Genomic DNA, 18,164 nt, shown 5'->3' with positions numbered 1-18,164 from the left:
GTTACTGTTTCGTCGACGCCGCGAAAATAATTTGCAGCCAAAACCTGAGGAAGGAAAGCATTCATGAAGAAAAAATTCCTGAAGACGTCCAGTGCACTTGCCATGGCAATGCTGGGATTGATGCTGTTGTCCGCAGGATGCAGTGGCGGCGGCGAACTGCAAGCGGGCACGACCCCGGTCAGCTGCACGCAGCTAACCGGCATGGCGATAGCGGCCGCGGCCATCGGCTTGCCGACCACCGGCGCAATCGTCACCGACGCGCGCAGTGTACCGCCTGGCGGCACCGGTGTAGCCGCAACCGGCGAATACTGCCAGGTCAAAGGTGAAATCAATCCTGTCGATCCCGCCGCACCGAAAATCAAGTTCCAGCTCGACCTGCCGGACGCCTGGAACCACAAGGCATTGATGTTCGGCGGTGGCGGCTATAACGGTACCGTTCCTGACGCCAGCGGCAACGTCCCCGCCGGCCCGCTGGACATGCCAAAACCGCTGGCGCGCGGCTACGCGACCTTCGCCAGTGATTCCGGACATCAGGCGAATCAGCTGGGCAGCCGCGACGGTTCGTTCGGGCAGAACGACGAGGCCTTGCAGAACTTCGCCGGCGACGCGCTCAAGAAAACGCACGATGTGGCGCTGTACCTGATCAAGCAGTATTACGCTGGAGCGCTGCCGCAAAAATCCTATTTCGCCGGCGGCTCAACCGGCGGCCGCGAAGCATTGGCGGTGGCGCAGCGCTGGCCGCAGGATTGGGATGGCGTGATCGTGCTGTATCCCGCCTGGGCCGCCGCCAGCCTGGATTTGCAGTTTGGCCGCATCACGCGCGCTTTCGCCATGCCGGGCGCTTATCTGAACCTGGCCAAGCGCAAGGCGCTGTATGACGCCGCGCTGCAAGCCTGCGATGCGCTGGATGGCGTCCGCGATGGCCTGATCAGCAATATGCAGGCATGCAACAGTAGTTTTGATCCGGCCACGGCCATGCTGAATGGCGCGCCGTTGCGCTGTGCCGGTGGTGCAGATATGGGTGACAATTGTCTGTCCGATGTGCAGATCGCTGCCTTGAAAACCTATGGCACGGCCATCTCGTTCAATTCTCCTCTCGGCAGTGGCGAAACGCAGTATCCCGGTTTCAATGTGTGGGGCGCGGATCTGGGCCTGGCGGGCGATTCGGCGGCGCAGAAAACGGTCAGGCTGCTAGCCATGGGCGACAGCCAGCCGGCCCAGCCGATGCCGACCGATACGCCATACTGGGCGACATTCTGGGATCAATGGGTAAAATATTTCGTCACGCGGAATCCGGCGTTTGACTCCCTGTCGTTTGACCCGCAGCAGCCTGGCGCATGGCAGGCGCGCGTCGATCAGCTCACGATCCTGCAGGATGTCAACAAGACGGATTTGTCTGCCTTCAAGGCCAGGGGCGGGAAAATCCTGATGGCGCACGGCATGTCGGATGCCTTGGTCAGCACGCGCTCAAGCGAGGATTATTTCCGGCGCCTGCAGTCGACCATGGGCAATGCGACGGTCGACGCTTTTGTGCGCTACTACGAAATTCCCGGTTACGGTCATTCCTTGTCGACTGTCTTCAACGCCGCATGGGATTCACTGACGGCGCTGGAGAACTGGGTGGAGCGGGGTAGTGCGCCGGTTGCGCAGATCGTCTCGGATACCGCTGGAATCCCGGGGCGCACCCGGCCACTTTGCGAATTTCCTGCGTGGCCCAAGTACATGGGAGCGGGAGATGTCAACCTGGCGGCGAGCTTCAGCTGCGCTACGCAGTAGAGGGCGACGGGATGCTGTTGGCTGCGGCGAGCAGATCGACATAAGCTCCCTCGACCAGCTGCGCGGTATGAATCCCGAGCCGCGCCATCAATGCATGTGCTTCCCGCATGCCGGCGTCCAGCGTTTCGTGCTCCGCCAGTACAACCTCGAGCTCCATGAAATTGCCAAGGCCGCTGACCTGGTCCAGATGGATGCGGGTGCGGCCGGCCAGGAACAGGGTTCGCTGCTTCTGCACGCGGCCGGCCTGGCCGTAGGCCAGCGTCAGGCATTTCCGCAATGTGTCTGGAGAGGGGGCTGGCGAGATGACATAAAACGATTCTTTCGGCCCTTGCTGATCAGCGCGGCTGTAGTAGATCAGCTCGCCTTTTCCGTCCGCAAAGACACGCAGTTTCAGACGTCCGGTGGCGCAGGCAAAGAAGGTGTCGTCTTGGGCGATGTGATAAGGGCCATCGCTGCCGATGGCAGCCGCGGTGGCGGCGAGCGCTTCGATGCTGTCGACGTGCGCCTTGATTTCTATGTTGCGTGGCATGGGTTCCGTGCTGGCAGAAAAAACGCCAATTTAACATAGAGACCACAGCGCCTGAATCCCGCATCTGCCGGCGTGGGGTTTGCATTGGAAACGAGATTCAAGCTGGTGCTGTTACCGCTAACTACTTTGTCCTGCCAATAGCGCTTACTGGGTCTTCTTGGTACGCGCAATCGATCCGCTGCTGGCGTCTTCCTTGTACGCGTACGCTACCTTGCCATTGCGGATTTCACCCATGACGATCATGTTGAGGGCGATGGCTTCATGGTCGGTCGGCGAAAACGGCTTGAAGTAGCGCGACACGACAGTGGAAGTGGTGTGCACCTGCAGGTTCTCCAGCGCATCCTTGACCTTGACGCCATCCACCGAGTTGGCCTGGAAGATCGCCAGCGTGATCAGGCGCAGGGCGTCATAGGTTTGCGCCGCGGCCACGGCGGAAGGAATGTGGTTGGTCTTGTTCACATTGCGATAGGTCAGCGAGAACTGGTTGCTGACCGAGCTCAGTTCGTTTTCGATGAAGGTCACCGAACTGCGCACGCCTTCTGCACCCTGGCCGGCCTTGTCGATGAAGGTTTGCTGCGACATGCCCCATGGGCCGACGATCGGCAAACGCAGTTTCAATTTATCCGCGCTTCTGACTACCATCGCGCCTTCAGGAGCCAGACAGTACATTACGATGGCCTGCGCGCCGTTGTCCTTGGCATGCTGCAGCTGGGCCGTCATGTCCTGGTCGCCGACCTTGAAGCTTTCCACCAGCACCGGCTTGATATTGCGCCGCCCCAGTTCGGTCATCATGCTTTGCTTGCCGAACTGGCCGTAGGGGCTGTCGTCATGCAGCAAGGCGATCTTGTCGATCTTGCGGCGGTCGATCACATCGTTGAGGATCACGATCGGTTGCAGGGAATCGCTGGCGGCTGTGCGGAATATATAGCTGACCGGATAGGCGGGCGCCATGAATGACTTGGTGATCGCAGCGCCGGTCGCGCCGGTGACGATCAGCGGGATCTTGGCTTCCTGGAAAATTTTCGCCGCAGGCAGGGCGACGCCGGTATTGCCGAAGCCGACCACGGCGACTACGCCGTCCTTCTCGATCATTTCCTTGGCCATGGCGGCGCCGATGTCAGGTTTGGCGTGGTCGTCGCGCTCGACCAGTTCGATCTTGCGGCCAAGGACGCCGCCGACCTGGTTGATGTCGGCCAGGAACACCCTGGCGCCGCCGATCATGCTTAGGCCCATGTCTTCCGAAGGGCCGGTGATGGGACCGATGACGCCGATTTTAATGGGCGGCAGTTCAGCCCATGCGGCGGCGCTGAATCCCAAAGTTGTAAGGCAAAAAATGACGCTGCTCATGCTACGGTGTGGCATTGCGATCTCCTGGATAAGTCATTGTTTTAGTTTCCGAAAAGAAATATACATCAGGGAAGCGCGCAACGCCGGATTTTGACGTCCCGAAATCAAAATATAACTGGGGAGGCGGCTGTTGCCGCTTGGCGCGGATGCCGCCGGCAGGACACGACACTAGCTGCAAGCCTGCCCGCAGCTGGCGCAGCTTCAGCGTTTGCGCCTTCGGGGGCCGTCGTTTTTGGTTGATTGCGGCATGTTTTGTAAGGTAACATGCGGGCCTGTTTAAGCTTTGGCGCGGCGGCAGGGACGGTTTCGAACTTGCAGCCGGCGCCAGGTTTCACAAAGCCCTCCGCCATGAGGGCTTTTTACTTTGACTTGCAAGATATTGCCATTTGCGCAAAATCGCTGTTGTTGATTTCCGCTGGGAAACTTTGCAAGCGCATGTCGACACAAAACAACACAGCCTGAACAGGTGCGGACGACGAGACGAAAAATCCTTTGCAATGCGCGCAAGGGCTTTAGAGTATTTTTTGTATGGTTAACGGCAAGATACGCAAGATACGGCAGGATACGCAAATGAAGAAAATGAAGGCAACGACCTGGATTCTGATCGGCATGGTGTTGGGCATCGTGGCCGGTTATATCTGCCACAGCCTGGCGCCGGACGAAGCGGCGGCGAAGGAAATCGCGGCGTATTTCTCGATCATCACCGATGTGTTCCTGCGCTTGATCAAGATGATCATCGCGCCTTTGGTGTTCGGCACGCTGGTATCCGGCATTGCCGGCATGAAGGACAGCAGTTCGGTAGGCCGTATCGGCATCCGGGCATTGGGCTGGTTCATCATTGCTTCGCTGTTGTCTCTGGCGCTGGGCATGCTGTTTGTCAACGTACTCCAGGTCGGCCATGCGCTCAACCTGCCGCTGCCGGCGCTGGGCGCCGACACCAAGCTCAATACCAGCGGCTTCAACCTGAAGGACTTCATCTCCCACGTGTTCCCGAGCAGTTTCGTCGACGCCATGGCGAAGAATGAAATCCTGCAGATCCTGGTGTTCTCGCTGTTTTTCGGGTTTGGCCTGGCGTCCATCAAAGGCGAATCGGCAAAAGTGGTGACCGCGGCGGTAGACGGCCTGGTGCACGTCATGCTGAAGGTCACCGATTATGTGATGCGCTTCGCCCCGCTGGGCGTGTTTGCCTCCATCGCCGCCGTGATCACGGTGCAGGGTTTCGGCGTGCTGGCGACCTACGCCAAGTTCCTCGGCGGTTTCTATGCCGGACTGGCCACGCTGTGGGCCTTGCTGATCGCGATCGGCTTCATCTTCCTGCGCGACGGCATCTTCATCCTGCTGCGTCTGCTGAAAGAGCCGATCATGCTGGCGTTTTCCACCGCCAGCAGCGAAGCCGCCTATCCGAAGACCATGGAGCAGCTGGAAAAATTCGGCGTCAACAACAAGATCACCGGCTTTGTGCTGCCGCTCGGATATTCCTTCAATCTCGACGGTTCCATGATGTACCAGGCGTTTGCCGCCTTGTTCGTGGCCCAGGCTTACAACATCGAAATGTCGTTTGCTCAGCAGCTGACCATGCTGCTGGTGCTGATGGTGAGCAGCAAGGGCATGGCCGGCGTCCCGCGCGGTTCGCTGGTGGTGGTGGCTGCCATCCTGCCGATGTTCCATTTGCCGGAAGCCGGCATCCTGCTGATCATCGGCATCGATCAGTTCCTCGACATGGGCCGCACCGCCACCAACGTCATCGGCAACGGCATTGCCACTTCGGTGATCGCCAAGTGGGAAGGCGAGCTGGATGAAGACGCCGGCCGCAAGGCCCTGGCCAGCAATGCTTGAGTAGCAAGAACTCAAGCGTAGGATTTCAGATACAGCGCCCTCCGGGGCGCTGTTTTTCATTGGGGAGTATGCTAATTTACAGGCTTGCGGTTTCCTGCAATTAACCTGAAAGCGTCTTCTGATGACAGAACTGCGTATCACCACCGAACCGGCTGAACTGGATGTTCTATTGATTCATCGTTTCCTGTCCGAGGAGTCGGCATGGGCGCGCGGCATTCCTCTGGCGACGGTGCAAGAATCTATCCGTCATTCGCTGAATTTCGGCCTGTTTGCCGGTGCCGGCCAGGTGGCTTACGCCCGCGTCGTCACTGACTATTCGACCTTTGCTTACCTGGTGGATGTGTTCGTGTTGGCCGAGCATCGCGGCAAGGGGTATAGCGCCGAGCTGATGGCCGCCGTGATGGCGCATCCAGGGCTGCAGGGGCTGAGGCGTTTCCTGCTGGCGACCAGCACCGCGCATGGCCTGTACGCCAAATTCGGCTTCGCGGCGCCAGCCAAGCCGCAAGCGCTGATGGAGCGCTTTACGCCGGACGCATACGCCAGCCGTGGCTGATACCAGCCGGTCCGACACTTCACACGAGCACACCATGTATATCCCTAAACACTTTGACGAACCGAGAATCGAAGTCTTGCACGAACTGATACGTGCGCGTCCGCTATCGACGCTGGTGACGTTCTCCTCGGACGGGCTCAACGCCAACCATGTGCCGCTGCTGCTGTCGGCCGAGGCGGGTCCGTTCGGCACCTTGCACGGACACGTGGCGCGCGCCAATCCGCTCTGGCAGGATTTCCGCAAAGAGGTGGAAGTGCTGGCGATATTCCATGGCCCGGAAGCCTACATCACGCCATCCTGGTATGCGACCAAGACCGAGACCGGCAAGGTGGTGCCGACCTGGAACTACGCCGTCGCCCATGCCTACGGCACGCTGCGCATCATCGACGACGCCAGCTGGCTGCCGGCGCATCTGGCGGCGCTTACCGCGCATAACGAAGCCGCTTTCGAGGCGCCCTGGCAGCTATCCGACGCGCCGCAGGAATATACGGAAAAGCTGATGGGCGCCATCGTCGGCATCGAGATCGTGATCACCCGTTTGTCCGGCAAGTGGAAGGTCAGCCAGAACCAGCCGGCGCAGAACCAGGAGACGGTGATTGCCGGTTTGCGCGGGCAAGGCGACGACGAGTCGCTGGCGATGGCGGCGCTGGTCGAGGCGGCCAAGGCCAAGCGTTAAAACACGGACCGGCGGCGGCGATGCGGTAATATCGTCGCCATTCCGTAAAATCCGCTTGCACGGCATTGCGCCGCTACTGAAAATCCATGTCACGTAAACAACTAGCGCGCGCAGCAGCCGAGCATTTCACACTCAGTTCCGGCCATCGGTTTTGGCTCGGCCTGGCATTGGCGGCCACGGCCGCGGCGCCGCTCGCCGCGCATGCCGACGATATGGAGGAAGAAAGCTGGGGCGTGCACGGCCAGGCTACCTATATCTGGCAAAAGAAACCCTCATTCGACGCCGCGTATTCGGGCACGAACAGCTTGAGCAGCGGCGCCGAAAAGGGTTATTCCTTCTCCGGCACCTTGTTCTTCGGCCTGCGGCCCTGGACCGGCGGCGAGCTCTACTTCAATCCGGAGGTGGTGCAAGCCGTGCCGATGTCCGGCCTGACCGGGCTGGGCGGGATGATGGATTCCGAACAGCAGAAGGGCAGCAGCCCCAATCCCACCTTTTACCGGGCGCGTCTGTTCCTGCGGCAGACCTGGGGCTTTGGCGGCGGCAAGCAAGCCGTCGAATCGGCGCCTAACCAGCTGGCCGGCATGGTCGACAAGCGACGGCTGGTGGTCACGCTGGGCAACCTGAGCATCATCGATATCTTCGACAACAACGCTTATGCCCACGACGGCCGTACGCAATTCCTGAACTGGGCCTTGTCCACCTATGGCCCTTACGATTACGCCGGCGATACCCGCGGCTACACCTGGGGTGGGGCGGCGGAATACTATTACGACGACTGGGTGCTGCGGGCCGGCAGGTTCATGGTGCCGCTGGAATCGAACGGCCAGCGCCTGGATACCCGCATCGCCAAGTATCACAGCGACCAGGTCGAACTGGAACACGATCACGTGATCGGCGGTCAGCCCGGCAAGGTGCGCCTGCTGGCTTTCCGCAGCAAGGAGATCATGGGCAGCTTTTCCGATGCGCTGGCATATGCCGCGCTCAACGGCGGCACGCCGGATGTGGCGCTGGTGCGCAAGGAGCGCATCAAGTACGGCTTCGGCATTAACCTCGAACAGAGCCTGGGCAGCGACATCGGCGTCTTTGCCCGCCTCAGCCGCAACGACGGCAAGACCGAAACCTATTCATTCTCTGAAATCGAACGGTCCGCGACCGCCGGCGTTTCCGTGAAGGGCAGCAGCTGGCATCGCGACAACGATACCGTCGGTTTCGCCGTGATACAGAACGGCTTGAGCAAGGCGCACCAGGAATACCTGGCGGCAGGCGGACTGGGCGTGTTTATCGGCGACGGCCAGTTGAACTACCGGCCGGAGCGCATCATGGAAGCCTATTACAGCTACAGCCTGTCGAAAGCGGTCTCGCTGACAGCGGATGTGCAGCGCTTCTATAATCCCGCCTATAACGCTGACCGCGGACCAGTGACAGTAGGTTCGTTGCGGTTGCACGCGGAGTTCTAGGAACCCCGCCGCAATCGTTGTGCGCTTACGGCGGGTCTGGGCCGTAAGCGCCTAGCAAGCTATTTCAGTGTCATCGCAAATACGTGCATCACGGCGCCGTTGTCGGTCTGGTACGGCAGGGTGATGCTCTTGACCGTGCGCTTCTGGTCGAGTTGCGCGTCCCAGTAATAGACGTAAGCCTTGGTGCTGTCGCTATTGCCGTTCTGGTCGACCCGGTGGGCGCTGGTCAGGGCGATCTGGTTGTAGCTGCCGACCTTGGCCGAGCCGCCGCCGAGGGTCCAGTCGTCGAAGCGCAGGTCGAAGCTGGCCTGGGTATTGTCGGTATAGGTCACGTTCAGCTTGCCGGTTGGCGCGCTCGAGGCATTGGTTGAGCTGCCCAGGATGGCGAGCGTGCCGGCCGCCTGCGGCTTGGCCAGGGTAATGGTCTGGCCCTGGCTGACCATATTGTCCAGTCCGAGCTTGCCGTCCGGCCAACTGAACTGGATGCCGTTGAAGCTGACGCTGCCGCCCGCGGTTGCCCCGGCCGCCGCCAGCGCTTGCGAGGAATAGCTCCAGCCGCCCATGTCGTAGGTGTAGCCTTCCAGTCCGCGCGTGGTTTTCTGGCCATCGCTGCCGATGCCGCGGTTGTTCAGGGCGTCGCTCAGACTGGTGAAGCCGTCGAGGCCGAAGGAAGGCATCCTGGCCGCCGAATCCTGGCCCCATTGCGACTCGCTTGCCGCCAGCGAGAAGTGCAGCGTGGAATTGTCCTTCAGATCCTTCAGCCACAGCCACGGCATGTCGAGCGCCTTGCCGTTCAGCTTCAGGCTCTGCACATAGGGCGAGTTGGTGGCGGCGCCGTTGGCCTTGATCGTCAGCTTCTTGCTGCCGTCAGCCCAATGGATGGTCACCTTGTCGAACATCGGGCTGCCGATGGTCAGGCCGCCGACTGCCTGGATTTCCGGATACAGGCCGATTGCCGCCCAGACGTACCAGGACGAGACCGCACCGAGATCGTCATTACCGGGCAGGCCGCCCGGACCATCCGAGAACACGGTGTTGACCACGTCGCGCACCACTTTTTGCGTACGCCATGGCGCGCCGCTCCAGTTGTACAGCCACGGCGTGGCGAAACTCGGCTCGTTACCCATATAGAAATTGGGCAGGTTCATGCCGGCGTTGAGATTCTGGAAGAAGGTATCGAGGCGGGCGATGGCGGCCGCGTTGCCACCCACCAGCCCGAACAGGCCGCGCGCATCGTAGGCTGACATCCATGTGTATTGCTCGGCGTTGCCTTCCACCATATCGGCATTCGGTTGCGGATTGAGCAGCCAGCTGCCGTTGCGATAGCGCGGCAGGAGCTGCTTCTGGGTCGGATTGAACTGGTTTTTCCAGTTAGCGGAACGGCTCAGGAAAAGCTGGTAGTTGGTGTTGTCGCCCAGGGCCTTGGCCAGCTGTGCGGTGGCGAAGTCTGCCGTCGCGAATTCAAACGTCAGCGAGCCGGCCCACCAGCCGTTGTCCATGGCGGCATAGCCATGCACCAGATAATCGTTCATGCGATCGACGCTGTCCCGCACATGGTCGCCGGTGCATTGCACGTCGGCCTTGTTGCCGACCAGTGTCATGTAGCCGAGCGCTTTTTCGGCGTCGAAATTGGTGGCGCCGAAGGCGTAGCCGCCCATGATGGTGGGTACGCCTGAATCGCCCGGCATGATGCCGGCGTCGACATTGATCGGCGCCCAGCGCGGAATGGCGCCGCACTGGTCGGCGTCATTCACCAGCGATTGCATCATGTCGCTGGTTTCCTTGGGAAACAGCATGCTGTTCAGCGGAATCAGGCTGCGATAGACGTCCCAGTTGGAGTAGTTGACGTACTGGGTGCGGCCGTCCTGCACCTTGTGGATTTTCTGGTCGAAGCCCAGGTAGTCGCCGTTGACGTCGCTATTGGTGTTGGGCGATAGCAGCGAGTGATACAGCGCGCTATAGAACTTGCGTTTCTCGGTATCGCTGCCGCCGCTCACCTGGATCGTGTTGAGGCGCTTGTTCCAGGCGTCGTCGGCGGCGGCGCGCACGGCGTTGAAATCCCAGCCCGGACTTTCCTGTTCCAGGTTCTTCCTGGCATTGTCGCTGCTGACATAGGACAGGCCGATTTTCATCAGCACCACCGGTTTGCTGCTGGCGTCGAAGCTGACGTTAGCCTTGCCGCCGCTGATGGTCGCGGTGATATTGCGGTCGAACTTGGCGTAGAAGTACAGCGTATAAGTGCGCGCGCCGCAAAAATTGCCGCCGACGGTGGAGCCGGACAAGCCGTCCTTGCCTTCAGTCTTGATGATGCCGGTGGTCGAGGCGATGGTATTGGTGCGGGTGGCGTCGAACACCAGGTATGGCGTCTGGTTGGCGCTGGCGATGGCAGATTTGGCAGGGAAAGTGAAGCGGCCGAAACCGCTTCTGGTGGTCGCGGTGAGTTCAGTGTTGATGCCGTCGTTCAGGGTCACCTGGTAATAGCCGGGTCGCGCCGTTTCATTCTTGTGATCGAAATTTTCCTTGGCGTTGACACCGACCGCGCTGGGGTCGAAGGTCGGCATGATCGGCAACTCGCCCTGGTTGCCGTCGCAGCCGGAGCCGCTCATCTGCGTCAGCGGGAAGCCGGTAATGGTTTTTTCCTTGTAGATGTAGCCGACGGGATGATCCTGGCCGCCGTTGCTGGGTGTCATTGGCGTCCATTGCACCATGCCGAACGGCGTCGTGGCGCCGGGGAAGGTGCCGCCTCTGGCGCCCGCGGGGACCGGGTCGGTGGCCGGCGCCGCTGAATCGGCCGTGCCGATGAAGGGATTGACGTACTGCGTCAATCCGGCATGGGCGGCTGCGTTGTCGTTTGCCGCCGCGGCATCTTTCGCCAGGCTGTTGACGGCAGCCGAGGCGCCGGCGCCTCCTGCCGAAGCCTGGTCCGAACCGCCGCCGCAGCCGGACAGCGCTGCAATGGCGATGCCGATGGCCAGTCTGTTTCTAAAATTCTTGCGTGAGTGCAGATTCATTGTTCCTCCAATAGCTTTATTTTTGAAAGTCCAAGTTTCTGGATAAGGCTGGCGTGCTTGCATCACGGCGAACGCAGCCCGCGCCAGCAGCAGGCGAACGCCGGCGGAGCGGCCGCATGGCCGCTCCGCATCTTTGAATCAAGTCAGGGAGACTGGGAGAAATTGCCGGCGGCGCCAGACGGCGGCGGGCTGGCCTGGCCCCAGGAGGTCGGTTTGTCGGAGACTCTGAAATCCAGCGTGCCGCCGGCCTGGACTTTGCTCAGTGGCAGCCAGGTGCTGTTCCAGTCCTTGCCATTCACCTTCAGGGTTTTGACAAAGGCGCCGTTGGCGTCGCGCGTGATGAGCAGCCGCTTGCCGTCTGCCAGTTGAAGTGTGACACTGGAGAATTGCGGTGTCGCCATGGTCAGCCCGGGTACGCCGGGAATCATCGGATACAGTCCCAGCGATGCCCACACATACCAGCCGGAAGTGGCGCCGACATCGTCGTTGCCCGGCAAGCCTTCGGGTTTGTTGGAGAAGGTGGCGGCCATGATCTGCGGCAGCACGAACTGTGCGCGCGAAGGCGTACCGGTCCAGTTGTAGGCCCAGGGCGAAGCGAAACCGGGTTCATTGCCCATGTAGAAATCGTTCGAGTTCTCGCCGCCGTTGAGGCGGCTGCTGTCCAGCGTCAACCCGGATGGCGTTCCCGCTTTGGCGCTGATGGAGAACAAGGTGTCGAGACGCTGGACGGCCGCCGCATTGCCGCCGAGGGCGGTGACAATCTTGCCGAGGTCATGTGGAATCGCCCACAGATACTGGGCTGCGGTGCCTTCGTGATAGCCGTCGTCCTGCGATGGCGTAGCCCAGTTGCCGCTCAGGTCTTTGACTGCCATGACCTTGCTGTCCGGGTTGAAGAGATTCTTCCAGTTCTCGCCGCGCGCCAGCAGGGCGGCGGCGCTCTTCTTGTCGTCGGCGCCAGCATCGCCGGCAGCCAGGTTGTTGATGAAGCTGCCGATGGCGAAATCGCTGTTGGCGCCTTCGATCGTCAGCGAGCCGGTATGGATGCCGCTGGCGTCGCTGCCTTCGGCGACATAACCCAGCTTGAGGTAGTCCGGCATATTGCCCTGAGCGGTGCCGGCGATGTTGCGGCCGAAGGCTGGATTGCCGTTGCACGCCGGCCATTGCGGCCAGTCGGCGCTTGGTCCGAAGGCGGCGCGCTTCATGTAGGTCAGCGCGGTGCTGCTGTCGAAGCGGGTGGCGCCGAAGGCTTGCAGACTGGCCAGCAGCATCGGCGCGTGGTCTCCTTCCATCGGCACATCGTCGACATTGGCGTCGGCCCAGTGCGGGAAGGCGCCGCATTGCATGGCGTCGCTCACCAGCGATTGCGCCATGTCGGCCGCTTCGTCGCGGAACAGCCAGGCATGCATGGCGCCGAGCGAGCGGTAGGTATCCCAGATGGAGAAGGTGGTGTAGTGGTTCCTGCGCACCAGCGCGCCGTTCTTGTCTTTGTAGGTGTCGGTCTGGTGGCGCTGCTTGTCGAGGCCGATGTAGCTGCCGTCGACGTCGCTGAACAAGGTCGGACCGGACATGGCATGGTAGAACGCTGTATAGAATTGCGTCAGCGCGTCGTTGCTGTTGCCGCTGGCGGCCACCTGGATGGTGTTGAGCCGGGTGTTCCATGTGGCGTCGGCCCGGCGCCTGGTTTTGTCGAAATCGAAGCCGGGATTTTCCTTCTTCAGGTTGCGTAGGGCATTGGCCGGGCTGACATACGACAGGCCGATCTTGACCGCAGCGCTGCTGGCGGCCGATTGGGACAGGTCGAAATTCAGGATCAGGGTGCCGGTATTGTTGATGAAGCGCGGCGCCGTGGCGTAGGCAGAGTCGGACTGTATGTAGAAATACACGTCGTAAGAGCCGCCGCAGTTGAACTTGTTGCTGGTCTTGCCGTAGAAGCCGCTGGCGTCGGCTGGATCTTGCCAGATCTGGGCGCTGACGCCGGTCTGCGAATTGTTCTGGGTTGCATCGACCACCAGGATAGCCTTGGTTTTATCCGGATAGGTGAAGCGGGCAAAGCCGCTGCGTGCGGTGGCGGTCAGCTCGGTGACGATGCCGTCCTTGGTCTTGACCTTGTAGTAGCCGGGGGCGGCGCTTTCGTCTTTATGATCGAAAGTATTGCTGCTCTTGCGCATGACCAGGTTGCTGCCGCTGGTGAGCTGGCTGGTCAGCATGGTCGGCATGATCGGCAAGGTGCCGCCGCTGCGGCAGCCCGGGCCGCTGATGCGGGTCATGCTGAAGTAGTTGATCATGTTGCTGTCGTAGTTGTAGCCCGATCCGCTGGAATAATATTCGTGCGTGATGTCGGTGTCCGGACCGAACGAGACCATGCCGAACGGCAGTGTCGCTGCCGGAGCGGTGTTGCCGGGATGGGTGCCGCCGGGTTGCTGTTTGGTGCCGAGGAAGGGATTGATGTATTTGGTCAACGCCAGTTCGGGCAGCGGCTTGAGTGCGCTGTCGGCGTCGGCCACTGGTGAGGCGGTGCTGCTTCCCGGCGGACCTGGCTGGCCGCTTGCGCCGGTAGCTCCCGTGGCTCCTGTCGACCCCGTCGCTCCCGGCTGGCCGGGAGTGCCGTTGGCGCCGGCAATTCCGGCTGCACCGGTGGCGCCGGCCGCTCCGGCACTGCCGGCTTTTCCATCCAGGCCATTTGAACCGTCGCCGCACCCGAACAACATGAGCGCGAGTGCGCTTGCTGCAAGTTTCCTGCATGCCTGCTTATTCATCGTTCCTCCTTATAGTCGTTACTTGCTGATGCAAAGTAATCGGAAACACCTACCCACTACGAATTCAATTCGCATTTCAGTATTTGCTGGTGTGGCCAGGTCCGGGAAGCCGGCTGGCGACAAGGCGGGCCGTGACGGCGCCGCCGGTCAAGAGATATTCAGTACAAGCCTTCGGATGACATGTTCAGCAGGATCCGCATCGTCATCCGTTCTGTTTCAAGATGCCGAGCACTTCATAACAGGCGCCCATGGTGTGGTAATCAGTCTTGCCGGCCGGGCTTTTTTCGTCGCTGTACTTGCGGTTGTCGCGCGTCAGGATGCGGAACCAGGCGCCATGCCGATGATCGACGAAATGCTGCCAGCTGTATTGCCAGATATGGTCGTACCAGTCCCAGAAACGATGCTTGCCGGTGCGCTCGGCCAGCAGCGCGGCGGCGGCAAAGCTTTCGGCCTGCACCCAGAAATACTTGTCCTGGTCGCAGATCACGCCGTCCGGCGCGAAGCCGTAATAGATGCCGCCGCACTCCATGTCCCAGGCCGCATCCATGCCGGCGTCGAACAGTTCGATCGCGCGCGGCAGCAGCCAGTCCAGCGGCCGATGGCGCTCCAGGATCAGCAGCAGCTTGGCCCATTCGGTGTGGTGGCCGGGCTGGAAACCCCATGGTCGGAAAATGTTGCTGCTGTCTTCCTTGTTGTAGTCCCAGTCGACCGACCAGTCCGGATGGTAGTGTTCCCAGATCAGGTCCTTGCTCAGCGCCGCCTGGCGCACGGTGATGTTGTGCGCGACCGTTTCGGCGCGGTCCAGGAAGCGCTGGTCGCCGCTGGCTTCATAGGCGGCCAGCAGCGCTTCTGTCATGTGCATGTTGGCGTTCTGGCCGCGATAGGCTTGCAGCTGCCAGTCGTCGCTGGCCTCGTCGGCATACAGGCCGGCATGCGGTTCCCAGAAGCGCTGTTCCAGCAGCTCATAGGTTTGATACAGCCATTCTTCGGCGCTGGCTACGCCCGCCATCATGGCGTGCGCATAGGCCAGCAGGACGAACGCCAGGCCGTAGCAGTGGCGGGTCGGATCGAGCACCTGCTTGCGGCCGTCCTGCCAAGACAAGGTCCAGTCGTAGCCTTGCAATTCCGCATCCCAGTGCGCCTCGCGCAGGAAGGCTACGCCGTGCCTGACCGCCTCCAGATAGGCCGGATCGCCGAACTGGCGGTACGCCATTGCATAGTTGAAGACAAAGCGCGTGCTGCTGACCAGGTGCCGGGTCTGGCTGTCGTAGACGCTGCCGTCGTCTCTGTAAAAATGATAGAAGCCGCCCGAGGGATCGATGGCGCGCGGATGATAGAAGCGCATGGTGTCGCGCACGTGCTGCAATAGGAAGGCGGGCTGGCGGAATTCTTCTTTGGGCATTGCGGTCAGTTCAAGCATGTTCATGGGAGCGCTCCGCTGCCCAGCGTGCTGGCGCGCTGGATCAGTTCTACCGGCAGCACTACTTCGGATTGCGCCGGGGCGTCGTCCAGCAAGAGTTGCATCCCCATCCGTCCCAGCGCTTCCTTGTCGACCGCCAGCGTGGTGAGCGGCGGCGCGGCGCTGGCGGCGCCGTCGATGTTGTCGAAGCCGACAATCGCGATATCTTCCGGGATGCGAAGGCCGCGCGCCTGGCACACGTTCATGACGGCCAGCGCGGTGGCGTCGTTATAGCAAAATATGGCGTCCGGCGGCGGTCCCGACAGCAGCAGGGTTTGCATCGCGGCGGCGGCTTGCTGTTGCAGTTCCTGGCCCGGCTGCAGGGTGATTTCCAGGCGCGGATCGAACAGCCGGCCCGCCTCGAACAGCGCCTGGCGGTAGCCCAGCGCGCGTTGCGCAATGCTGTAGTGCGATAACGGACCGGAAATGAAGGCCAGCCGCTGGCGACCGAGCTGCATCAGGTGGCGGGTTGCCGCCAGGGCGCCGCCGAGATTGTCGATATTGACCGAGCGGAAGCCGGGCGCCCACAAGTCGATCAGCACCACCGGCTTGCCGGTCTTGGTCAGCCACTCCAGCACTTCCGGTTCCATGAAGCCGGCCACTGCCAGCGCATCGGGTTCGTGCAGGCGGATCTGGTCCATCACATTGTCGGCCGGGCCGATCGACAGCACGGTCGGCACGATGCTGCGCTCGCGGCAGGCGGTTTCCACGCCATGCAGCACCTGCGAAAAAAACGGGCTGGCGACGAAATTATTGTGCTGGCGATGCAGCAGGAAGGTCAGGCGGCGGATTTTTCCCTGGCGCAGATTGGCTTCGTTGTAGCCGAGCTGGGACGCGATCCTCTGGACATGGATGCGGGTCTGTTCAGTCAGGCCGGATTGCTTTTTCAGGGCGCGCGACACGGTGCCGATGGATACATTGGCTGCCAGTGCGATATCGCGGATCGTTGCTCGCATGCTCTCCTCCTTGTTTGCAGGCTGCGGTGGCGGCGCCTGCATTTTCCTGAGATCCAGCCATGGCGCTGTCGCGCTCGATGCCGCCGGAACTCAAGGATGTTTTGTGAGTATTAATGTATAGTAAAAAAATGAAATTTACAAATATTTCTTAAAATAAACTCACATAACTAGCTGATATATAAGGATTTATTTTACATTTGTGAGACTTAATTGTTTAGTAAACGTACTAAACCTTAGTCATTCAGCGGCGATAAATAGGGATATGTGAAGAAACAGTATCTAAAGGCTGGCAGGGCATGGCTTGCTGGCGGCAATGTTGCGGTGCTTCGATTGTTACCTAGTGTGGCGAAAAAAAAGCGGGCAGCCGTTGCCGGCGCCCGCGCTTCTAGATCAGATCAAGCAATGCGATGATTTCTATTGCGGCGTCAGATGCTTGGCCAGGAAGCCTTCCATCGCAGTATAAAAATCGAAGCGGTTCTCTTCGTTGTGGAAGCCGTGGCCCTCATTGTCCTTCACCATGTATTCCACCGGCACGCCACGCTTGCGCAGGCTTTCCACGATCTGGTCCGATTCAGCCTTGTTGACGCGCGGATCGTTGGCGCCTTGCGCGACGAACAGCGGCGTCTTGATGCGGTCGGTATGCAAGGCTGGCGAGGCTGAGCTTAGCAAGGCCTTGTCTTTTTCCGGATCGCCGACCATTTCATGCATCTGGTCGAGGAATGGTTTCCAGTACGGCGGGATGGTGTTCATGAAGGTGAACAGATTGGAGACGCCGACATAGTCGACCGCTGCCGCGTACAGGTCGGGCGTGAAGGTGACCCCGGCCAGCGTTGCATAGCCGCCGTAGGAGCCGCCGTAGATCGCCACCCGCTTGGGATCGGCGATACCTTGGCCTACCAGCCATTGCACGCCGTCAGTCAGGTCATCCTGCATGGTCTTGCCCCATTGCTTGAACGACGCTTCCCAGAACTTGCGGCCGTAGCCGGTCGAGCCGCGGTAGTTGATCTGCAAGACCGCATAGCCGCGGTTGGCGAGCAGTTGCACTTCCGGGTTGTAGCCCCAGACATCGCGCGCCCACGGGCCGCCGTGCGGATTGACGATCACCGGCAGGTTCTTCGGATCCTTGCCCAGCGGCAGGGTCAGGTAGCCATTGATCAGCAAGCCGTCGCGCGCCTTGTACTGCACTGGCTTCATTTCCGCCATGTCCTGTTCGGCGATGGCGGGATTGATGTCGGCCAGCTTGGTCAGGCTGCCGCTCTTGCTGTCGAACAGATAGCGGCTGCCCAGGGTGCGGTCGTTGTAGGCAGCCACGATCCATTTCGATTCATCCTTGGTGTGCGATTGCGTGATGACTTCATAGCCGGGCAGTTTTTCCTGCAAGGTCTTGTGCAAGGCTTCGCTTTGCGCATCGAGGTACTTGTATTCGGGCTTCCAGGTGGTGTAGCTGATTTCCGTCAGCACTTTGCGCTTCTTCGAATAGGACAGGCCGTCGACATCGACTTCCGGGTTTTCATACAGCAGTTCTTCTTCCTTGGCGGTTTCCGGATTGAAGACCACGATGGCTTGCTTGTCGCGGCCCAGGTTGGATGACACGTACAGCTTCTTGTTGTCGAAGGTGAAAAACAGCGGACTGACCGAATCCTTGAACGAGGTGGTCAGGATAGTCTTGAACGGCGCGCTTTCGCTGGCGCGGTACAGCAGGCTGGTGTTGACGCCGTCGGAAGTGGTGGCGGCGCGCACCTTGCCGTCATGGTCGGTGATCCAGCCCTGGATGTTGCCGGGATTCTTGGCCACCAGTTTTTCGGCGC

General features: G+C 60.7%; 12 protein-coding genes. 5 read left to right on the top strand and 7 right to left on the bottom strand.

Annotation, left to right across the window (positions count from 1 at the left end):
• Nucleotides 1-63: 63 nt before the first annotated feature.
• Nucleotides 64-1,776 (top strand): tannase/feruloyl esterase family alpha/beta hydrolase, encoded by a 1,713-nt coding sequence (locus VNZ65_RS11570; RefSeq protein ID WP_325669080.1) that lies wholly within the window; start codon nt 64-66, stop codon nt 1,774-1,776.
• Here VNZ65_RS11570 and VNZ65_RS11565 read toward each other — a convergent pair.
• Both VNZ65_RS11565 and VNZ65_RS11560 read right to left on the bottom strand, forming a co-directional pair.
• On the bottom strand, nt 1,766-2,305 hold the full coding sequence (locus VNZ65_RS11565; RefSeq protein WP_325669078.1) for a class IV adenylate cyclase: 540 nt from the start codon (nt 2,303-2,305) through the stop codon (nt 1,766-1,768). The two genes, VNZ65_RS11570 and VNZ65_RS11565, sit on opposite strands and share 11 nt — an antisense overlap.
• Nucleotides 2,306-2,449: 144 nt before the next feature.
• Nucleotides 2,450-3,667, bottom strand: a complete 1,218-nt coding sequence (locus tag VNZ65_RS11560) for an ABC transporter substrate-binding protein (RefSeq protein WP_325669076.1) — start codon at nt 3,665-3,667, stop codon at nt 2,450-2,452.
• A gap of 555 nt (nt 3,668-4,222) precedes the next feature.
• On the opposite strand from VNZ65_RS11560, the gene VNZ65_RS11555 reads away from it, so the two are divergent.
• The 4 genes from VNZ65_RS11555 (at nt 4,223) to VNZ65_RS11540 (ending at nt 8,174) form a co-directional block, all read left to right on the top strand.
• Nucleotides 4,223-5,488 (top strand): dicarboxylate/amino acid:cation symporter, encoded by a 1,266-nt coding sequence (locus VNZ65_RS11555; RefSeq protein ID WP_325669074.1) that lies wholly within the window; start codon nt 4,223-4,225, stop codon nt 5,486-5,488.
• A 121-nt stretch (nt 5,489-5,609) separates the two neighbouring features.
• Nucleotides 5,610-6,041, top strand: coding sequence for a GNAT family N-acetyltransferase (locus VNZ65_RS11550; protein WP_325669072.1), 432 nt, complete (start codon nt 5,610-5,612; stop codon nt 6,039-6,041).
• A 34-nt stretch (nt 6,042-6,075) separates the two neighbouring features.
• A complete protein-coding gene (locus VNZ65_RS11545; RefSeq protein ID WP_325669070.1) occupies nt 6,076-6,717 on the top strand; it encodes an FMN-binding negative transcriptional regulator in 642 nt (213 codons plus the stop codon).
• Between the two features lie 86 nt (nt 6,718-6,803).
• Nucleotides 6,804-8,174: a carbohydrate porin gene (locus VNZ65_RS11540; RefSeq protein WP_325669068.1), complete on the top strand. Its 1,371-nt coding sequence runs from the start codon at nt 6,804-6,806 to the stop codon at nt 8,172-8,174.
• A 59-nt stretch (nt 8,175-8,233) separates the two neighbouring features.
• On the opposite strand, the gene VNZ65_RS11535 is transcribed toward VNZ65_RS11540, so the two are convergent.
• The 5 genes from VNZ65_RS11535 to VNZ65_RS11515 form a co-directional block, all read right to left on the bottom strand.
• Nucleotides 8,234-11,185, bottom strand: coding sequence for a GH92 family glycosyl hydrolase (locus tag VNZ65_RS11535; protein ID WP_325669066.1), 2,952 nt, complete (start codon nt 11,183-11,185; stop codon nt 8,234-8,236).
• 143 nt (nt 11,186-11,328) lie between these two features.
• Nucleotides 11,329-13,941, bottom strand: a complete 2,613-nt coding sequence (locus VNZ65_RS11530) for a GH92 family glycosyl hydrolase (protein ID WP_325669064.1) — start codon at nt 13,939-13,941, stop codon at nt 11,329-11,331.
• A 202-nt stretch (nt 13,942-14,143) separates the two neighbouring features.
• On the bottom strand, nt 14,144-15,367 hold the full coding sequence (locus tag VNZ65_RS11525; RefSeq protein WP_325669062.1) for an AGE family epimerase/isomerase: 1,224 nt from the start codon (nt 15,365-15,367) through the stop codon (nt 14,144-14,146).
• Nucleotides 15,364-16,356 (bottom strand): LacI family DNA-binding transcriptional regulator, encoded by a 993-nt coding sequence (locus VNZ65_RS11520; protein WP_325669060.1) that lies wholly within the window; start codon nt 16,354-16,356, stop codon nt 15,364-15,366. Before VNZ65_RS11520 ends, VNZ65_RS11525 begins: the two co-directional genes overlap by 4 nt.
• 414 nt (nt 16,357-16,770) lie before the next feature.
• A partial coding sequence (locus VNZ65_RS11515; RefSeq protein WP_325669058.1) for a S9 family peptidase occupies nt 16,771-18,164 on the bottom strand: 1,394 nt, incomplete at its 5' end.

It is taken from the genome of Collimonas sp. (genome assembly GCF_035566555.1).
In the GTDB taxonomy this organism is placed as follows: domain Bacteria; phylum Pseudomonadota; class Gammaproteobacteria; order Burkholderiales; family Burkholderiaceae_D; genus Collimonas.
Note: the sequence above shows the minus strand (reverse complement) of the source record. Positions and strands in the feature narration are given on the sequence as shown.